Source organism: Streptomyces sp. NPDC048415 (assembly GCF_040651675.1).
In the GTDB taxonomy this organism is placed as follows: domain Bacteria; phylum Actinomycetota; class Actinomycetes; order Streptomycetales; family Streptomycetaceae; genus Streptomyces.
The window spans coordinates 37641-53146 of the sequence record NZ_JBEZKJ010000031.1 but is presented as its reverse complement, the minus strand read 5'-3'; the positions used below and the strand labels follow the sequence as shown (position 1 = coordinate 53146).

Sequence of the window (15506 nt, the reverse complement as noted above, 5' to 3'; positions counted from 1 at the left end):
CCTCACATGCGTTCGAAGGAGCGGCGCAGCTCCCAGTCGGTCACCGCGGCGTCGAAGGCGGCCAGCTCGACGCGCGCCATGTTGCGGTAGTGCGCGACCACCTCGTCCCCGAAGGCGGCCTTGGCGATGGGGCTGTTCTCCCAGAGCTCGGCGGCCTCGCGCAGGGTGGTGGGGACGTGGGCGTAGTCGGCGGTGTACGCGTTCCCCGCGCACGCCTCGGGAAGCTCCAGCTTCTGCTCGATGCCGTACAGGCCGGCCGCGACGAGTCCGGCGACGGCGAGGTGCGGATTGACGTCACCGCCGGGCAGCCGGTTCTCGAAGCGCATGGAGCGGCCGTGGCCGACGACGCGGAGGGAGCAGGTGCGGTTGTCGTATCCCCAGGCCACGGCGGTCGGCGCGAAGGAGCCGGGCTGGAAGCGCTTGTAGGAGTTGATGTTGGGCGCGTACAGGAGCGAGAAGTCACGGAGCGCGGCGAGCTGCCCGGCGAGGAAGTGGCGCATGACCGGGGACATGTCGTGACCGTCGGCCATGACGTTGTCGCCGTCCGCGTCCGCGAGCGAGAGGTGGATGTGACAGGAGTTGCCCTCGCGCTCGTTGTACTTCGCCATGAAGGTGAGCGAGACGCCTTCCTGGGAGGCGATCTCCTTGGCGCCCGTCTTGTAGATGGCGTGCTGGTCGCAGGTGACGAGGGCCTCGTCGTACTTGAAGGCGATCTCGTGCTGGCCGGGGTTGCACTCACCCTTGGCGGACTCGACGGTGAGGCCGGCGGCCTGCATCTCGTTGCGGATGCGGCGCAGCAGCGGCTCGATTCGCCCGGTCCCCAGCACCGAGTAGTCGATGTTGTACTGGTTGGCCGGGGTGAGCCCCTTGTAGCCGGCGTCCCAGGCCTGCTCGTAGGTGTCCTTGAAGACGATGAACTCGAGCTCGGTGCCGACCTGGGCGGTGTAGCCGAGTTCGGCGAGGCGGTCGAGCTGGCGGCGCAGGATCTGCCGGGGTGCCGCCACCACCGGGGAGCCGTCGTTCCAGGCGAGGTCGGCGATGAGCAGGGCGGTGCCCTCGTTCCAGGGGACGCGCCGTAGGGTGCTGAGATCCGGGTGCATGGCGAAGTCGCCGTAGCCCCGGTCCCAGGAGGACATGTCGTACCCGTCGACCGTGTTCATCTCGGTGTCGACGGCGAGGAGGTAGTTGCAGCCCTCCGTGCCGTGCTCCAGGACCTCATCGAGGAAGAAGCGCGCGGCGAACCGCTTGCCCTGGAGTCGCCCCTGCATATCGGGGAAGGCCAGGACGACCGTGTCGATCTCGCCGCCCGCGACGAGGGCATGGAGCTCCTCGACGGCGAGCGGGGGTGTGCGGTCTGCCACCGGAAAAGCCTCCTTGGGTCAGCCGAGAGCCATAAGGTATTGCCGAGAACCATTGCTTGGGAAGGGGGCACGACCGGATGGCACAGGCGGAACCCGAGGGCGGGGTGGACGACCGGCTGACGCCGGTGCTGCGGCCGGTGCGGGCGGGCAACGGTTTCGAGGAGGCGCTGGAGCAGATCCTCCAGGTCGTCCGGCTCGGCCTGGTGCCGGGCGGCGAACGGCTGCCCGCCGAGCGGGAGCTGGCGGAGCGGCTGGGGATCAGCCGGGTGACGCTGCGCGAGGTGCTGAAGGTGCTCCAGGACCAGGGCCTGGTCGAGTCGCGGCGCGGCCGGTACGGCGGCACATTCGTGGTGCCGAGGACCGACGCGCCCGGCGAGCAGGAGCTGCGGCGCCGGGTCGCCGAGGTCGACATCGAGGACGTACTGCGCTTCCGGGAGGTTCTGGAAGTGGGGGCGGCCGGGCTGTGCGCCGCCCACGGACTCGACGACGGCCAGGCCGGCCGGCTGCGCGAGGCGCTCGCCCGTACGCACGACGCACCGCTGGCCGACTACCGGCGCCTGGACACGATGCTCCACCTCACCCTCGCGGAACTGTGCGGCTCCCCCTCGCTCGCCGCCCAGTACGCGGCCGTCCGCGCCTCCGTCAACGATCTCCTCGACTGCATCCCCCTGCTGGTAAGGAACCTGGAGCATTCCCAGCGCCAGCACACCGCCCTCGTCGAGGCGGTGCTCGACGGGGACGCGGACGGGGCGCGGGAAATGATGCGGGAGCACTGCGCGGGCACGGCGGCGCTGCTGCGGGGGTTCCTGACGTGATGCCTGACGAGAGGTGGATTCTCAGCTCCGCAAAGGTATACGTATGTTCCATTGGAGGAGCGAGGGAGGCAGCGTGAGCCGGCCGCTGATCGGTGTGAGTACGTATCTGGAGTCCGGGGCGCGCTGGGGCGTGTGGGAGCTGGAGGCGGCGCTGTTGCCGGCCGGTTATCCGCGACTCGTGCAGCGGGCGGGCGGGCTCGCGGCGATGCTGCCGCCGGACGATCCGGCGCGGGCCGCCGAGACCGTCGCCCGCCTCGACGGGGTGGTCGTCGCGGGCGGGCCCGACGTCGACCCCGCCCGCTACGACGCCGAGCGCTCGCCTCGTACGGGGCCGCCCGCACCCGAGCGGGATGCCTGGGAACTCGCCCTGATCCAGGCCGCATTGGACTCACGGACCCCGCTCCTCGGCATCTGCCGGGGCATGCAGCTCCTGAACGTCGCCCTCGGCGGCACGCTCGTCCAGCACCTCGACGGGCATGTGAAGGATGTCGGGGTCTTCGGACGGCACGAGGTGACACCCGTGCCGGGCAGTCTGTACGCCGATGTCGTACCGGAGTCGTCCGCCGTGCCCACGTACCACCACCAGGCGGTGGACCGTCTCGGCGAGGGGCTGCTCGCCTCGGCCCACGCGGCGGACGGCACCGTGGAGGCGATCGAACTCCCCCGCCCCTCCTGGGCGTTGGGCGTCCAGTGGCACCCGGAGATGGGCGAGGACGTACGGGTCATGCACGCCCTGGTCCGAGCCGCTTCCTGAGCGGTGGAGGGGCTGATTTCAGCCCCGCCGGCGTTTGAGGAGCCGGGGTTGGGACCGAGCCCCCAAGGACGGGAAGGGCAGGGGCGGCGGGGGCGAGAAACCCTCCTGCGGCTACACCCCCCGCGTCAGCGACAGCAGCTCCCGGGCCGGCCCAGTAGGGCGGTGGCCCGTGGGCCAGACGGCCCGGAGCGCGCGGTCGAGTTGGACGCCGGCCAGGGGGATGGGGACGAGGCGCCGGGCGGAGAGTTCCTCGCCGAGGGCGAGTTCGCTGAGGACGGCGGGCCCGGCGCCACTGACCGCGGAAGCCTTGACCGCCGTCGTGGAGGAGAGCTCGATGAGCGGGCGGGCGAGCCCGCCGAGTGCCGTCTCGAGGACCTGACGGGTGCCGGAGCCCTCCTCGCGGAGGATCAGCGGAGTGGACGCCAGCTCCGCGGCGCCGAGAGGCGAACGACGCCGCGCCCAGGGGTGCCCGGGCGCGGTCACCACGATCAGCCGGTCCCGGGCGATGACCGCCGAGTCCAGACCCGCCGGGACGGACAGCCCCTCCACGAAGCCGAGATCCGCCTCGCCGGCGAGGAGACGCTCGGCGACGGCCGCCGAGTTCCCGGCGAGCAGCGACACCGCCGTGTCGGGCCGTTGCGCGCGCAGCGCGATCAGCCAGCCCGGCAGCAAATACTCCGCGATCGTCATGCTCGCGGCCACCCGCAACCGCGAGTCACGCCGGTCCCGCAACGCCTGCGCCCCCGCGTCGAACGCCTCGGCCGCCTCCACCACCCGCCGGGCCCAGTCCGTGACGAGCGCCCCTTCGTCGGTGAGCCGGGACCCGGTCGGCGACCGGTCGACGAGCGCCACCCCCAGCTGTCGTTCCATGGAGCGGATACGGCTGCTGGCCGCGGGCTGGGTGATCCCCAGTCCGCGCGCGGCCCGTCCCAGGCTGCCGAGCCGCGCCACGGCCAGCAACAGTTCCAGCGCCCCCAGGTCCGGCACCCGGTGCGCGATCCCGGCCGACCCTTCCCTTTCACTCATAAATCCAGCTTATGCCCTCATAGAACCATGCTCCCTGGTGGGCAGCGCGGGCCGGCGAGACCGTGGAGACATGGTCACTGCAGCCCAGTCCCCCACACTCCCCGGGACACTCCCCGAGGCAGGAAGCTCCCGCACGAGGCAGACCCCGCGCGCCACCGCCGTCCGGCACCTCGGTCCGAACTGGTACGCCTCGGTGATGGGTACCGCGATCGTGGCCACGGCGGGCGCCGGACTCCCCGGGCGCCTCCCGGGCCTGCGGACCGCCTGCACCGCCGTATGGGCCCTCTCGCTGGCGATGCTCGTGGCCCTGCTCGCCGCCCGCGCCCTGCACTGGACGTACCACCGCGACCAGGCCCGCGCCCACCTCCTCGACCCGGGCATGGCGCCCTTCTACGGCGCCCTCGCCATGGCCCTGCTGGCCGTCGGCGGCAGCACCCTGGTCGTGGGGCAAGACTGGATCGGGACGGGAGCGGCGGTCGCCGTCGACGCCGTGCTGTTCACCGTCGGTACGGTCATCGGGCTCGTCGCCGCCGTGGGCGTGCCGTACCTCATGGTCGCCCGTCAGCGGATCGAACCCGGCCAGGCGACCCCCGTATGGATCCTCCCCCTCGTCGCGCCCATGGTCTCCGCCGCCCTCGGCCCCCTGCTCGTCCCCCATCTGCCTCCCGGTCAGCCCCGGGAGACGCTCCTGCTCGCCTGTGTCGCGATGTTCGGGCTGAGCCTGCTGGCCACCTTCCTGATGCTGCCGATGGTCTTCGCCCGGCTCATCACCACCGGCCCGCTGCCGCTCGCGCTCACCCCCACCCTGTTCCTGGTGCTCGGACCGCTGGGCCAGTCGACCACCGCCGTCGGCAAGTTCGCGGACTTCGCGCCGGGCGTGCTGCCCGCCCCGTACCAGCAGGGCTTCGGGATGTTCGCCGTTCTCTACGGCGTCCCCGTGATGGGCTTCGCGCTGCTGTGGCTGGCGCTGGCCACCGCGATGGTGCTGCGGGCCCGCCGCCAGGGCATGGGCTTCACCATGACCTGGTGGGCGTTCACCTTCCCGGTGGGGACCTGCGTGACCGGCGCCGAGGCGCTGGCCCGGCACACCGGTGTCGTCGCCTACGACTGGCTGGCGATCGCCCTGTACGTGCTGCTGGTGGCCGCGTGGTCGGTGGCCGCCGTCCGCACGGCCCGCGGTCTGCTCAGCGGCGAGCTGCTCGCAGCGCCTCGCTGAAAGTAACCTCTTGTGTCGCGCCTCCAGCCCTCACCGCGTTGGTCATGCAGGTGCCCGGTCCGCTGCCAGCGACGACCGCGCCGCTCCGCCGACGGCTTCAGCGGCTTGACTCCGGCTGACTCCGGCCGATGTCAGAGGCGTGAGCGAGGATCTTGGTCATGGCTGCGACTGCGGCCGACTACGTGCGGCTCGCAGAGCGCTTCGGCGGCGATAGTGGACGCGGCCTTCGATCTCCTCGGCCGTTCGGACCCTGCTCGGCAGTTCATGGCCATGACCACCGTCGGCGACTGGACCCTGCTGATCGAGCCCAACGGCTGTCTCTGCGTCACCGAAGACAAGGCTCTGCCGGCATCCGCTGGAACACGCTGGGTCTCGCACTTCGTCAACATCAACGGACTCGGTTCCTTCCTCTGGGCCGAGGACACAGCGAAGCGCCTGATGTTCGAGCCCGGGCTCCCCGACCGCCGATGCGGAACAACCCCTGACGAACTCCTGGACGCCATGCACCACAGCGGCTTCCAGTTCGGGGACGAGACCTCCGACACCGCAGAACCCTGGCCATGGAAGCAGCATTCGCCCTCGCCGGCAGCACCTGACGGGCGTGCGCATCACGCCGGAACTCCAACAGGACACCACCTTCGTCTGCGGAAGCACGGAGATCAGGTGAGCGCGTGATGAGCTCCCGCATCGACGACGTCCACACGAGCGCCCAGTGGATCGCCCGCGCCCTCAACAGCTCCGGCTACAAAGCCGACTTCACCCCCGGAAGCCTCCCAGATGTCGAGCGGTTCATGGACGAGCACAGCGACCACGGGGTTGCGGTGGCCGGCGGACTCCTCGCCACAGGTCTGGGGCCAAGACTGTTCGCCCTGGGCACCTACGTCGGCGAGACCGTCCGGCAAGCCCTCGGCGGTGCATGGGCCGCGGACGGCGACGGCCCGACTGCCGAGATGAACATCGCCCTCCGCCTGCCGGACGGTTCGATCATCTGGCCCGTCCAGCGCGTGACCAAACGGTTCCGCAATGGTCCCGAGGACAGCATCGCGTTCTACGGCGCTGCGCTCGGGCTGACGGACGCATCGACTCACCTCCGTCGCTGGTTCCGCCGCCGGGGGTGACGCCTATGCCAGGAAGCGGGACCGCATGACGTGAGTCGTCATGCCGCGTTCACAGCCTCTTCTGTGCTGCGGCAGCCACCGGCCGAGGCTGCTCTACTCCATGTCGATGCCCTCTCGTGGCAGACGTGCGCAGAGCCTGCGGCCGCCGTTCGGATCCCCCAAGGCAGCCCTTCAGGTGATTGCCGTACGCCTCATGAGCCAGGCAGCCGTCGCAGGGGTACGACGTCTCAGCAGAGGACGAACCCAGAACGCCGTGAGGAGCTTGACGATGTACGCAGCAGTCCGGCGGTACGAAGGGGTGGCCGATTCGGCTGAGGCGGCACGTCTCGTGAACGAGGGGTTCGTGCCGCTCATGCGCCAGGTCTCCGGCTTCGTGGCCTACTACTGGATCGATACCGGGGACGGAGTGATGGTCTCGACCAGCGTCTTCCAGGACCAGGCCGGTGCCGAGGAATCGATCTCGAGGGCTGCGGACTTCGTGCGGGACAACCTTGCGTCACTGCTCCCCAACCCTCCCCAGGTCATGTCCGGCGAGGTGGTGGCTTCCGCATGACAGCGTTCGGACCAGCCACATGAGATGGCCTCCAACGCTGTACCGGCCTGCAGTGCCCACATGGTCGCCCTTCACCGCGTTGATCCCGCGAGGTGCGTCGGCCGCAAAGAGGACTGTGAACACGCCTTGACATGGATCGTCAAGCCGCGTTCGCAGACCCCATCCACGTTGCCGGCGTGGTTGGGGAGAGCCGCCGGGTGCGGTTCAGCTCGTGAGCGGGACTACCGGCGTCCCCGCGCTGTAAGAGTCATGCTCCGCGACGTCAGTCGAATGCCACGACCAGGCGAACGCCTTCATCCCGAAGCGGCCCGCCAGAGCCCTCATCACGGCGAAGACATGGGGCCAGTGCGTATCAGGACCCAGGACAGCGCCAACGGTCAACGGTTCGTACGTGCAGACCATCTCTCCGGTGGTCCATTCCACGCGTTCTGTCGCGCTCCGCACGCCCGCGGGTGGCACGCCCACCGCGGACAGAACTTCCGCCGGCCACGGATCGTCCACGAACTGTCGATGCCGCACCGATGGCAGCGGTTTCGTGTGCCAGGTCAGCCGGCCGGTGCGGAGATCGGGAACGGTCGCGTGATCGATCGATGCAAGCTCCGCCCAGCTGACCCAGCTCGCGCCGTCCAGATCGCCCGTTGCGACGAGGGGACCCAACTGCGAGCGCATCCCGCTCGACAGGTCGTCCGGAAGCCCACGGCCCGCGGCGAGGGGCTGAAAGCCCGCGTAGTTGCGCACTCCGAAGAGACAAGCGAAGGCCGCGTAGTCGGTCTCGTCGTACAGCGGCCAAAGATCCATGGCGGTCACCCACGGCTCGCCGTCGTAGTAGTCGGTGTCGACGCCGGGATGACGAAACTCGATGCCGCCGTGAATGTCCGTACCCACAATGGCGGACCATGACAACGTCAGGTTGAACAGACACGCGATTATCGATCGGTCAACAACGGACTCGGGCCGTGTCGCCACAGACGTTCCGGGTGCACTCCCTGAAGTAGCTCTGAGTTGCGCCGCCTGCTTGCGTGCCCAGATCAGTACCAGAGGACCGAGCTCTCGGTGGAACGGAGGTGGAGAAAGGACTGTGAACGCGGCTTGACGTGGATCATCAAGCAGCGTTCACAGACCGCATCCACCCGTGCCTGCGCGGTGGACCCAGGTTGCCTTCGGGGCGGCTTGTCGAGGCGAGGATCATGGTCCCGTGATGAAGTGGACTAAGGAGACGCCCCCGGTCGGACAGTCCGAGCACGAGCCGGAACTCTCGGCCTACCAGCGGGCGATGCGCAACCGGCTTCTCGCGGCCCCTGTGGTACCCGCGCCCGAACCCTGGCGGCCCGTCTTCGAGTACGAGTACGGCGTCCCTGTCGGCGGACTGCTCGGCGTCGGCTTCGCGACGGACCCCGATAGCGGCCACGATCTGGTGATGGTCGTCTCGCACGACGGGCACGGTCTCTTCGACGCCGTCACCGGAGAGAAGATCGCAAGGGAACGCGACCCCGCTCCTGAGGACAGCACCCCCGACGCAGTCGCCGACCTGTGCTGCCCCGGGCTGGGGCCGATCGCCGGAAGCCGCGTACGCATCGCCGGGCTGTTCGGCGGCGGGCTGCACACCACCACCGAAGACGGGTGGACCCTGGAAGTCGTCACCCCGGCCTGGCCGAACGAGCGAGTCCTGCTGTCCTGCGACGGCGGTATCCCGCATTCGGGCCCGCACGGAGAGGAGTGGTGGCACATCTTCCACTCCGACTACTCCACATTCCGCGCAGCCGGCTTCTCGCCCTCCGGCCGAACGATCGCCGTAGCGACGAGCAGCGACCTCACCCTGTGGACCCGTGGAGCGAACACCAGCACCAGCCAAATCTGCAGTGCCGAGACCTGACCGCAAGGACGGCAGTGGGGCCACGCCATCTCAGCCGTCGAACCGAATCCAGTCCACCGCCGCATCGGCCAACCTCGCACCGGCGAGTAACCGGCGTCGATGCAAAGGTCTGTGAACGCGGCTTGACATGGGTCATCAAGCCTCGTTGACAGACCATTTGTCCGACGCCGACGCCGACGCCGACGCCGACGCCGACGAAGGCCGAGGACGGGTGGGCGCGCGAGGTCCGCCTCGGGGCGGGGACGCGTCGGCTCGCCAAAGGTCCCCGCTCTCATGCTGTTCGCCGGCCTGCTCGGTGGGTGTCCACGACCGTGCGCTAGCCTCTCGAACTGTGTCCGACCTGCCCGATCTTCCTGGTGCGACTATTGACGCGATAGTTGGTCACGCCGGCCGCTCGACGCTTCCTTCCAGCGAGCCCATCGGGAGGAACAACACGCGACAGCCTTCTGGTTCAACGAACTCGCGGAGACGACTGCCGAAGGCGAGGTCATCCGGCAGTACCTCGCGACCGCCAGCGAGCCGGCGAGAGTCAAGATGGCCGAGTTCACCCTGCGCCCGGACTTGTGCACACCTGTGATGAGCGCAGAGAAGCTGATGATGATCGACTTCGCGGAGGGGTGGATCCATCTCGGCGATCTGGGGGTGGCGGTCATGCCCACCACCGGACTGCACGCACACGGCGCTCGCAAGGGGTGGCGCTGGACGACCGACGAGATTACCGACGGCATCGCGGCCACCGAACAGGACATTGTCGGCCTGCGTGAGTACCCGGTCGCGGCCTATCTGCTGGGCCACCTCGCCGCCGGGGACGGTGCCCGGGAGCAGGCTGTCGTGGTCGGCCAGGTCAGTCGTACCAGCAACGGCAGCATCCGTTGGATCGGAGACCTGCCACAAGGGTGCGTGGGTGCTCCGGTGTTCATCGGCGCTCCCCTCACCGGGAACAGTTTCAAACTCGTCTGCGTCGGGGTGATGCTGCCCGCCGACGATCACCACACGATTGCCCCCGCCCTGGGCGCCTTCTCCCCGAACACCACGTCAGCCTTTGACGGGGCCGGAGCCAATCCTCGGGCGGCTGAAACGAAGCGGCGCTGGTGGCAGCGACGCGGCTGATGCTGCCCACAGCACCATCAGGCGCACGACCACGGGTGGCCAGCCTGAACATCTCTGAAAGGAAAGGGCTGTGAACACGGCTTGACGTGGGCCACCATGCCGCGTTCACAGACCGCATCACCGGTGCTGGAGTCGTCCGAGCCCAAGCGCTGAGGTTCGGGTTCGCTTCCACACCGTAGGTGATCTGCGGGGGTACTATCCGCGAGCGCCTTTGGCCCATTCGGGCTGGTTGAACCGTGTGGCTGGGGGATTTTTCGATGTCGTTTCGGCTGCGCGCAGCCCGTGCGTTCACGCTGTTGGTCGGCTTCCATCTGCTGGGAGTCGTTCTGTTGTCGGCCCTCGCGGTGCTCGACTGGCTACTGATGACACGGCTGTTCACCGCGCGGGCGGCCTGGTTCGAAGGCATGGTTCTGACCGTCACCGTCCTGTTGGCGGCGGCGATTCTGCGGGGTCTCTTCGCCTTTCTACGGGCCGGGCGTCTGGGCCCGGTGCCACACGGGGTGGCGGTCACGCCACAGGAACAGCCCGAACTGTGGGGACAGATACAAGCCGCCGCCGAAGTAACGGGGCAACGGCCGCCACATGAGGTTTATCTGGTCGCCGAGGTCAACGCGGGGGTCGCCGAACAAAGCCGCCTGCTGGGCCTGCTGTCCGGACGACGCCGCATGCTGCTGGGCCTGCCGCTGCTCGGCGGGCTGACCGTCCCGCAGCTGCGCGCCGTCCTCGCCCACGAGTTCGGGCACTACGGCAACCTCGATACCCGGCTCGGCGCTGTCACGATGCGCGGCCGGGAAGCGCTACTGCACACGGTGGAGGTCTTCCAGGAGGGCAGCACTCAGTTCCATCACGCGATTGGTGCCCTGTACGTCGGCTACGCCCGGATGTTCCTGCGGACCTCGCAGTCCGTGGCTCGCCACCAGGAGCTTGCCGCGGACCGGACGGCCGCCCGGCACGCGGGCCGTGACGCGACGGCCGCTGCACTGCGCGTCCTTCCCGTGCTCGCCGCCGCATACGCCCACTACCTGGAGACGTACGCCGCGATGGGTAGATCGCTGGGAGCGCTACCGCCTGAGGGCGAGGTGCACGGCGGATTCCGTCGACTGCTCGCCGCCCGAACCGGGGAGCGGCTCGCTTTGCTCTCCTCCGGGCAGCGTGCGCCGCGGCCGCACCAGTACGACTCACACCCGCCGATAGCCGAACGGATCGCCCTGATCGAGAAGCTGCCCACCGATGGCCAGCCCGATAAGGCGACCGACGAGCCGGCCGCGCTGACTCTGCTGCACGACCTGGACCGGGTGTTCGTCGCCTTGGAGGCGCGCACGCTGTCGCAGGAGGCGGCGCGGCTACGGCGCATGAGTTGGGACGACCTCGTCATGGCCCGCGCGGTCGCCGATGCCGAGGACTGGTCCCGGCCGCTGCGCGTCGCCGTGGCCAGGGCGCTTCGCTCATCGGCGCAAGGCGCAGGCAAGACGGCGACCGTACACCGAACTGCCACGACCGAAGCAGTGGCCGACAACGAGTTGCCCGCCTTGGAAGAGATACTCGACGCGTTCGACCGCGGCCTGCTGTGGATGGCGGTCGCCGACCGCATGCCCAAGCCGCATCAGGCGGCGCGACTGTCCGGGCCGTCAGCCCGCAACTTCATTCGGCCCAAGGTCTTCGACGGGCTCGCGGGCATGGTCCACCTGCGCCTCGCCGAGTCCGGATACGCGAAACCGGACATCGCCTGGTCGGGGCAGCCTGGACTCATTCTGCCCGAGTCGTGGGAGAAGGGCATGGACGACGCCATCGACGCCGCCGTCGCCGACACGCCCAACACCGCCCCGCTGCGCGCCCTGCTCGCCAGCCCCCACTGCGTTTCCGCATAGTCGCCGTTCGGCCGGGCGGCCGGTCACGATCGCTGGTCGACGGAACGATCCAAGTCCGCTTCAGCTCGACGAATGGTTTGTGAACGCGCCTTGACATGAGTCGTCAAGTCGCGTTCACAGACCATTGCTCGTCGCCGACGACGAAGGCCGAGGACCGGTGAACGCACGGATGGGGCCTGCCGTCATCGTGACAGGCGGATATCGCGCAGGGTTCGCGGATCCTCCCAGGAGCTGGGACCGCTCCAAGGGCGATGTTGCCGACCTGTCCTGCCCCGGACTGGGGCCGATCACCGGAAGCCGCGTACACATCGCAGGGCTTTTCGGTGGAGGGCTTCACACCGCCACCGCAGACGGTTGGACTCTGGACCCGCCGTCACCCCAGCCTGGCGGAATGATCGTGTCCTGCTGTCTCGCGACGGTGGGCTGCCCCATGCCGGTCCACACGGAGAGCGGTGGTGGCACATCTTCCACTCCTGCTACTCCGAACTCCGCGCGGTCGGTTTCTCGCCCTCCAGGCAGACTATCGCCGTAGCGACGAGCAGCGACATTTCACTGTGGACACGCAGGACGGACCACAGCCACGCCGACAGCGCCGAAGCCTGACCGAACCAGACTGCGGGTCGCATACGACGAAGATCGGCTGGCGTGATCCAGAACGACCTGTGTCCGCTCCCACTGAGAGAGCATGGCGATGGACGAAGAAGAGAGCCTGCACCGCTACGGCCTGCTCCCCGCCGGGGCGAACCTCGACGAAGTACGAGCTCTGCTCACCGCACAAACCCGGCTGGAGAAGCGTGCGCAGGGAGACGGTGACACGGAGCTGATGAAGTTGTGCTGCGTACAGCTGTTCAACGCCGGGGTTCTCGAAGACGTGCCACTCATCTGGCAGGCCAAGTCCGCCAGCATGGACGCAGACTGCTCGATCGACATTCAGTTGCTGTGCGGAAGCGGACTGGCCAGGACCAAGGCGTACCTGGCGAGCCAGCACCTACCCGAAGCCGAAGCGGCGCTGCAACGACTGCTCCGCTGTGAAGCGGCCGGCGACTTCGAAGACTTCTCTGCCGCAAGGTACTCGGCCTGGTACGCCGCCTACTACACACCGTGATGCCTGACGTCGGTCTCCAACAATTGCAAGCTGACCAGGGGCCTCGGGCGAAACCAAGTCAGAAGGTCCTCGAAAGGTCTGTGAGCACGCCTTGACATGGGTCATCAACCTGCTTTCACAACCACTTCGCAACTGGGACTGCGGAGGTGAAGCGAGTCGATTCCCCGGAGCCCTGCTGTGTGCCCAGCCCCGCCGGGATCCGCTCGCGAAGAGTGCCTACTGGCCGTGGGTCTCGGATCCCTTGAGGTAGGTCAGCCGCGCTCAGTCGTCAAGTCGAGCGCGGTCACGGGGTGGCGGGTCCACACAGGTGAGCCGTCGATCCACGGCACGAGCACGGTGACGGGACGGAGCAGGCCGTGGACGTCCGCGAGGCCCGCCGACGGGAGGCGTCGTGCCTGCCGCTTCTTGGCGAGCTGCAGAAGCATCGGCGGAGCCTCGTCCGGGTCGCCTTCGGCACTGTACAGCACCAAGTAGGCCTCGCCCGCGACCGGTTCGCACAGCAGTAGCCAGCGCATCACGCGTGCATGCTCACTGACGGCCACGCGGGCGAGACCGCGGGCGAGCCGCGCTTCGAACACGAGGGCCACCAGGCCGCAGGCCGAGCCTACGAGGAAGAACCACCCGCGGCCGACCGCGCCGAAGATGTGCAGCACACCGCCGAACCCGACAAGCGCCGTGACGCCGATCGAAACAGCTATGCCGGGAAGGCCGAAAGCAGTGAGCAGGTCACGGTTACGCCACCAGACCAACCGCCCCCGGCTGTCGGTCACGGGTGTGGGTGGATGCGGCCGTACGGCCTCGGTCATGGAGCGCACAGCTGCTTCGAGGAGGGCCTCATGGGTGAGCTCCGCGGCAGCCAGGGGCGCCTGCCGGGAACGTCGGACGGCGGTCCTGCGGCGACGCTCCCTCCTCCACTCGGGATCCAGCCTGCGCAGCAGGCCGACCCATGCCGTGACGCCCATCAACAGGCCGCCGAAGAAGATCATGACCCAGGCGAAGTCACCGGCCTCCGTGCCGTCCTGAAACCCCTCGAAGTAACCCACCGCCGCGCCCGGGGATGCAATGAGGAGGCCCACGACACCGACGCGCAGCAACCACTTCTCGGGCGCGGTGCCCGGGCCCACGGGCGGAACGTCCCAGCGATCGGCCATGCCTCTCCTGATCTCATGCGGTGTACAACAGACACATGAGTGAGCCGGACGGTTGCGCGTCCTCTCGTGCGTTCTTCGCCTGGGTCGGCGCGTGATGACATCCGTGGATGCCGGAGGATCGCAAAGGTCTGTGAGCGCGGCTTGACGTGGATCAGCAAGCCGCGCTGACAGACTCCAGGCCGTCGCCGGCAACGGGAGTCGTGCGCGCCTTTCAACAAGTCGCTCGGAACCGGGAACCGCCTGAGGCGCCACCGATCAAGGCAGCGCGGAGGTCCCGGACCAGCTGCTCGGGGCGGGTACCACCGGTCGCGTCGGACGGTCGTCAGCTCAGGCTCCGGGCCCGGCGGCGGCGCACGATGACGAGCATGCCCGCACCCGTGACCACGGCCGCGGCAGCCACGCCCGTGATCGGCAGCGCCGAGGACCCGGTCTCTGCCAGGTTGCCGCCACTCGCCGTCGTCCCGTCGTCGCCGGTCGACGACGACCCGCCGGCCGATCCGCCCGAGCCACTGGTAGGGCTGCCCGTCGAGCCGGTCGGCCCCCCACCCGTGACGTCCAGCGTGATGTCGGCCTTGTCGTTGGCCTTGTCGGGGTCGAACGGCCGCGCCTCGGTGCTCAGCGCCACCGAGCCCGTGGCGTGCGCCACCCGCTTGTCGATCTTCAGCTCGAAGGTGTAGGTCAGTCGGCCGCCCTCGTAGAGAGCGCGCTCACTCGTGCCGCAGTCGTACGCCTCGCCCTTGGCCTTGCAGTACCCGGGGGTCTTGACGGCCGACGTTCCGGCAGGCGGCGTTATCATGACCCTGACGGACGGCTCCCCCACCTTGGTCATGACCCAGGCGGGCCCGGCGTTGGTGAACTCCACCTTCATCGGCGCCGTTTCACCGACGCTCCCCTTCAACACGGCACCCGTCACCTGGTAGTCGGCCGTGTTGACGGAGGTGACGGGCACATCGACGACTTGCGCGGACCCCTCGCCCCCAGCCTGTCTTTCGACCAGTTTCACCGCCGGTGCGGTTCCCACCACCGGCGCAGTGCCGTTGTCGTCCACCCCCGGATCGTCTTCCCCGACACGCAGGCGCAGCTCGTCGTTGAGTGCGCGGTCCAGTGCCTGGACACGGAGGGGCCTGTCGGGCGTGTAGACGACGCCCGGCTCCACCGCCTGGTCGAACGCGCACACCGCGGTCCACCTCTCGGGCATCTCGTCGTAGGGCCGGACGTGCTGTGTTCGGCAGTTGGAAGGAACCTCCGCGAAGTCGAGTCCCCGAGTGACGGAGTAGGTGACCCACACCTTCTCGGCGGCTCCGGTGCCCTTGTTCGCCACGGTGACCGGCAGATCGAAGGTGCTCCCCGGTTTCACCCCGCCGATCGGCTCGATGCCTCCAATGACCAATTCGGGTGCGGTTTCATCGGCGAAGGCGGCGGGAGCCGCGGCCAGCGCGATCAGGCCGGCAGCGCCGAGGGCGGCAACAGCGGCACGGGAGGCGCGACGGTTGTGCGGGGGCATCGGCATGGAGACAACCTCTGTTGGAACGCGGGCAAACGGACGGTGTTTTCCA

General features: G+C 68.9%; 15 protein-coding genes and 1 pseudogene. 11 read left to right on the top strand and 5 right to left on the bottom strand.

Annotation, left to right across the window (positions count from 1 at the left end; translation table 11 throughout):
* Nucleotides 1–2: 2 nt before the first annotated feature.
* On the bottom strand, nt 3–1361 hold the full coding sequence (locus AB0D27_RS21405) for a glutamine synthetase family protein (protein ID WP_362510944.1): 1359 nt from the start codon (nt 1359–1361) through the stop codon (nt 3–5).
* A 77-nt stretch (nt 1362–1438) separates the two neighbouring features.
* Here AB0D27_RS21405 and AB0D27_RS21400 point away from each other — a divergent pair, with 77 nt between their 5' ends.
* Nucleotides 1439–2176, top strand: a complete 738-nt coding sequence (locus tag AB0D27_RS21400) for an FCD domain-containing protein (RefSeq protein WP_362510941.1) — start codon at nt 1439–1441, stop codon at nt 2174–2176.
* A 43-nt stretch (nt 2177–2219) separates the two neighbouring features.
* Nucleotides 2220–2930, top strand: a complete 711-nt coding sequence (locus tag AB0D27_RS21395; protein ID WP_362510938.1) for a gamma-glutamyl-gamma-aminobutyrate hydrolase family protein — start codon at nt 2220–2222, stop codon at nt 2928–2930.
* 111 nt (nt 2931–3041) lie between these two features.
* On the opposite strand, the gene AB0D27_RS21390 is transcribed toward AB0D27_RS21395, so the two are convergent.
* Nucleotides 3042–3956 carry a LysR family transcriptional regulator gene (locus AB0D27_RS21390; protein ID WP_362510935.1) on the bottom strand — a complete coding sequence of 305 codons (915 nt, stop codon included), beginning with the start codon at nt 3954–3956 and terminating at the stop codon, nt 3042–3044.
* Nucleotides 3957–4026: 70 nt separating this feature from the next.
* Here AB0D27_RS21390 and AB0D27_RS21385 point away from each other — a divergent pair, with 70 nt between their 5' ends.
* From AB0D27_RS21385 to AB0D27_RS21370, 4 genes are all read left to right on the top strand, one after another.
* Nucleotides 4027–5172, top strand: coding sequence for a TDT family transporter (locus AB0D27_RS21385; protein ID WP_362510932.1), 1146 nt, complete (start codon nt 4027–4029; stop codon nt 5170–5172).
* A gap of 12 nt (nt 5173–5184) precedes the next feature.
* Nucleotides 5185–5847: a DUF6461 domain-containing protein gene (locus tag AB0D27_RS21380; protein ID WP_362510929.1), complete on the top strand. Its 663-nt coding sequence runs from the start codon at nt 5185–5187 to the stop codon at nt 5845–5847.
* Nucleotides 5847–6290: a hypothetical protein gene (locus AB0D27_RS21375; protein WP_362510926.1), complete on the top strand. Its 444-nt coding sequence runs from the start codon at nt 5847–5849 to the stop codon at nt 6288–6290. Before AB0D27_RS21380 ends, AB0D27_RS21375 begins: the two co-directional genes overlap by 1 nt.
* Before the next feature lie 268 nt (nt 6291–6558).
* Entirely contained in the window at nt 6559–6843 is a 285-nt protein-coding gene (locus AB0D27_RS21370; protein ID WP_362510923.1) for a hypothetical protein, read from the top strand.
* A gap of 204 nt (nt 6844–7047) precedes the next feature.
* On the opposite strand, the gene AB0D27_RS21365 is transcribed toward AB0D27_RS21370, so the two are convergent.
* Nucleotides 7048–7809 carry a hypothetical protein gene (locus AB0D27_RS21365; protein ID WP_362510920.1) on the bottom strand — a complete coding sequence of 254 codons (762 nt, stop codon included), beginning with the start codon at nt 7807–7809 and terminating at the stop codon, nt 7048–7050.
* A gap of 232 nt (nt 7810–8041) precedes the next feature.
* Here AB0D27_RS21365 and AB0D27_RS21360 point away from each other — a divergent pair, with 232 nt between their 5' ends.
* From AB0D27_RS21360 to AB0D27_RS21340, 5 genes and pseudogenes are all read left to right on the top strand, one after another.
* On the top strand, nt 8042–8716 hold the full coding sequence (locus AB0D27_RS21360) for a hypothetical protein (protein ID WP_362511015.1): 675 nt from the start codon (nt 8042–8044) through the stop codon (nt 8714–8716).
* 534 nt (nt 8717–9250) lie between these two features.
* Entirely contained in the window at nt 9251–9826 is a 576-nt protein-coding gene (locus AB0D27_RS21355; RefSeq protein WP_362510917.1) for a hypothetical protein, read from the top strand.
* Between the two features lie 257 nt (nt 9827–10083).
* On the top strand, nt 10084–11694 hold the full coding sequence (locus AB0D27_RS21350) for a M48 family metallopeptidase (RefSeq protein ID WP_362510916.1): 1611 nt from the start codon (nt 10084–10086) through the stop codon (nt 11692–11694).
* A 253-nt stretch (nt 11695–11947) separates the two neighbouring features.
* A pseudogene (locus tag AB0D27_RS21345) lies at nt 11948–12297 on the top strand (hypothetical protein); the annotation flags it as partial.
* 82 nt (nt 12298–12379) lie between these two features.
* Nucleotides 12380–12799 carry a hypothetical protein gene (locus AB0D27_RS21340; protein ID WP_362510913.1) on the top strand — a complete coding sequence of 140 codons (420 nt, stop codon included), beginning with the start codon at nt 12380–12382 and terminating at the stop codon, nt 12797–12799.
* 251 nt (nt 12800–13050) lie between these two features.
* Here AB0D27_RS21340 and AB0D27_RS21335 read toward each other — a convergent pair whose 3' ends face one another.
* Together AB0D27_RS21335 and AB0D27_RS21330 are read right to left on the bottom strand one after the other, a co-directional pair.
* On the bottom strand, nt 13051–13950 hold the full coding sequence (locus tag AB0D27_RS21335) for a hypothetical protein (RefSeq protein ID WP_362510910.1): 900 nt from the start codon (nt 13948–13950) through the stop codon (nt 13051–13053).
* Nucleotides 13951–14272: 322 nt separating this feature from the next.
* Nucleotides 14273–15460, bottom strand: coding sequence for a hypothetical protein (locus AB0D27_RS21330; RefSeq protein WP_362510907.1), 1188 nt, complete (start codon nt 15458–15460; stop codon nt 14273–14275).
* Between the last annotated feature and the right edge of the window lie 46 nt (nt 15461–15506).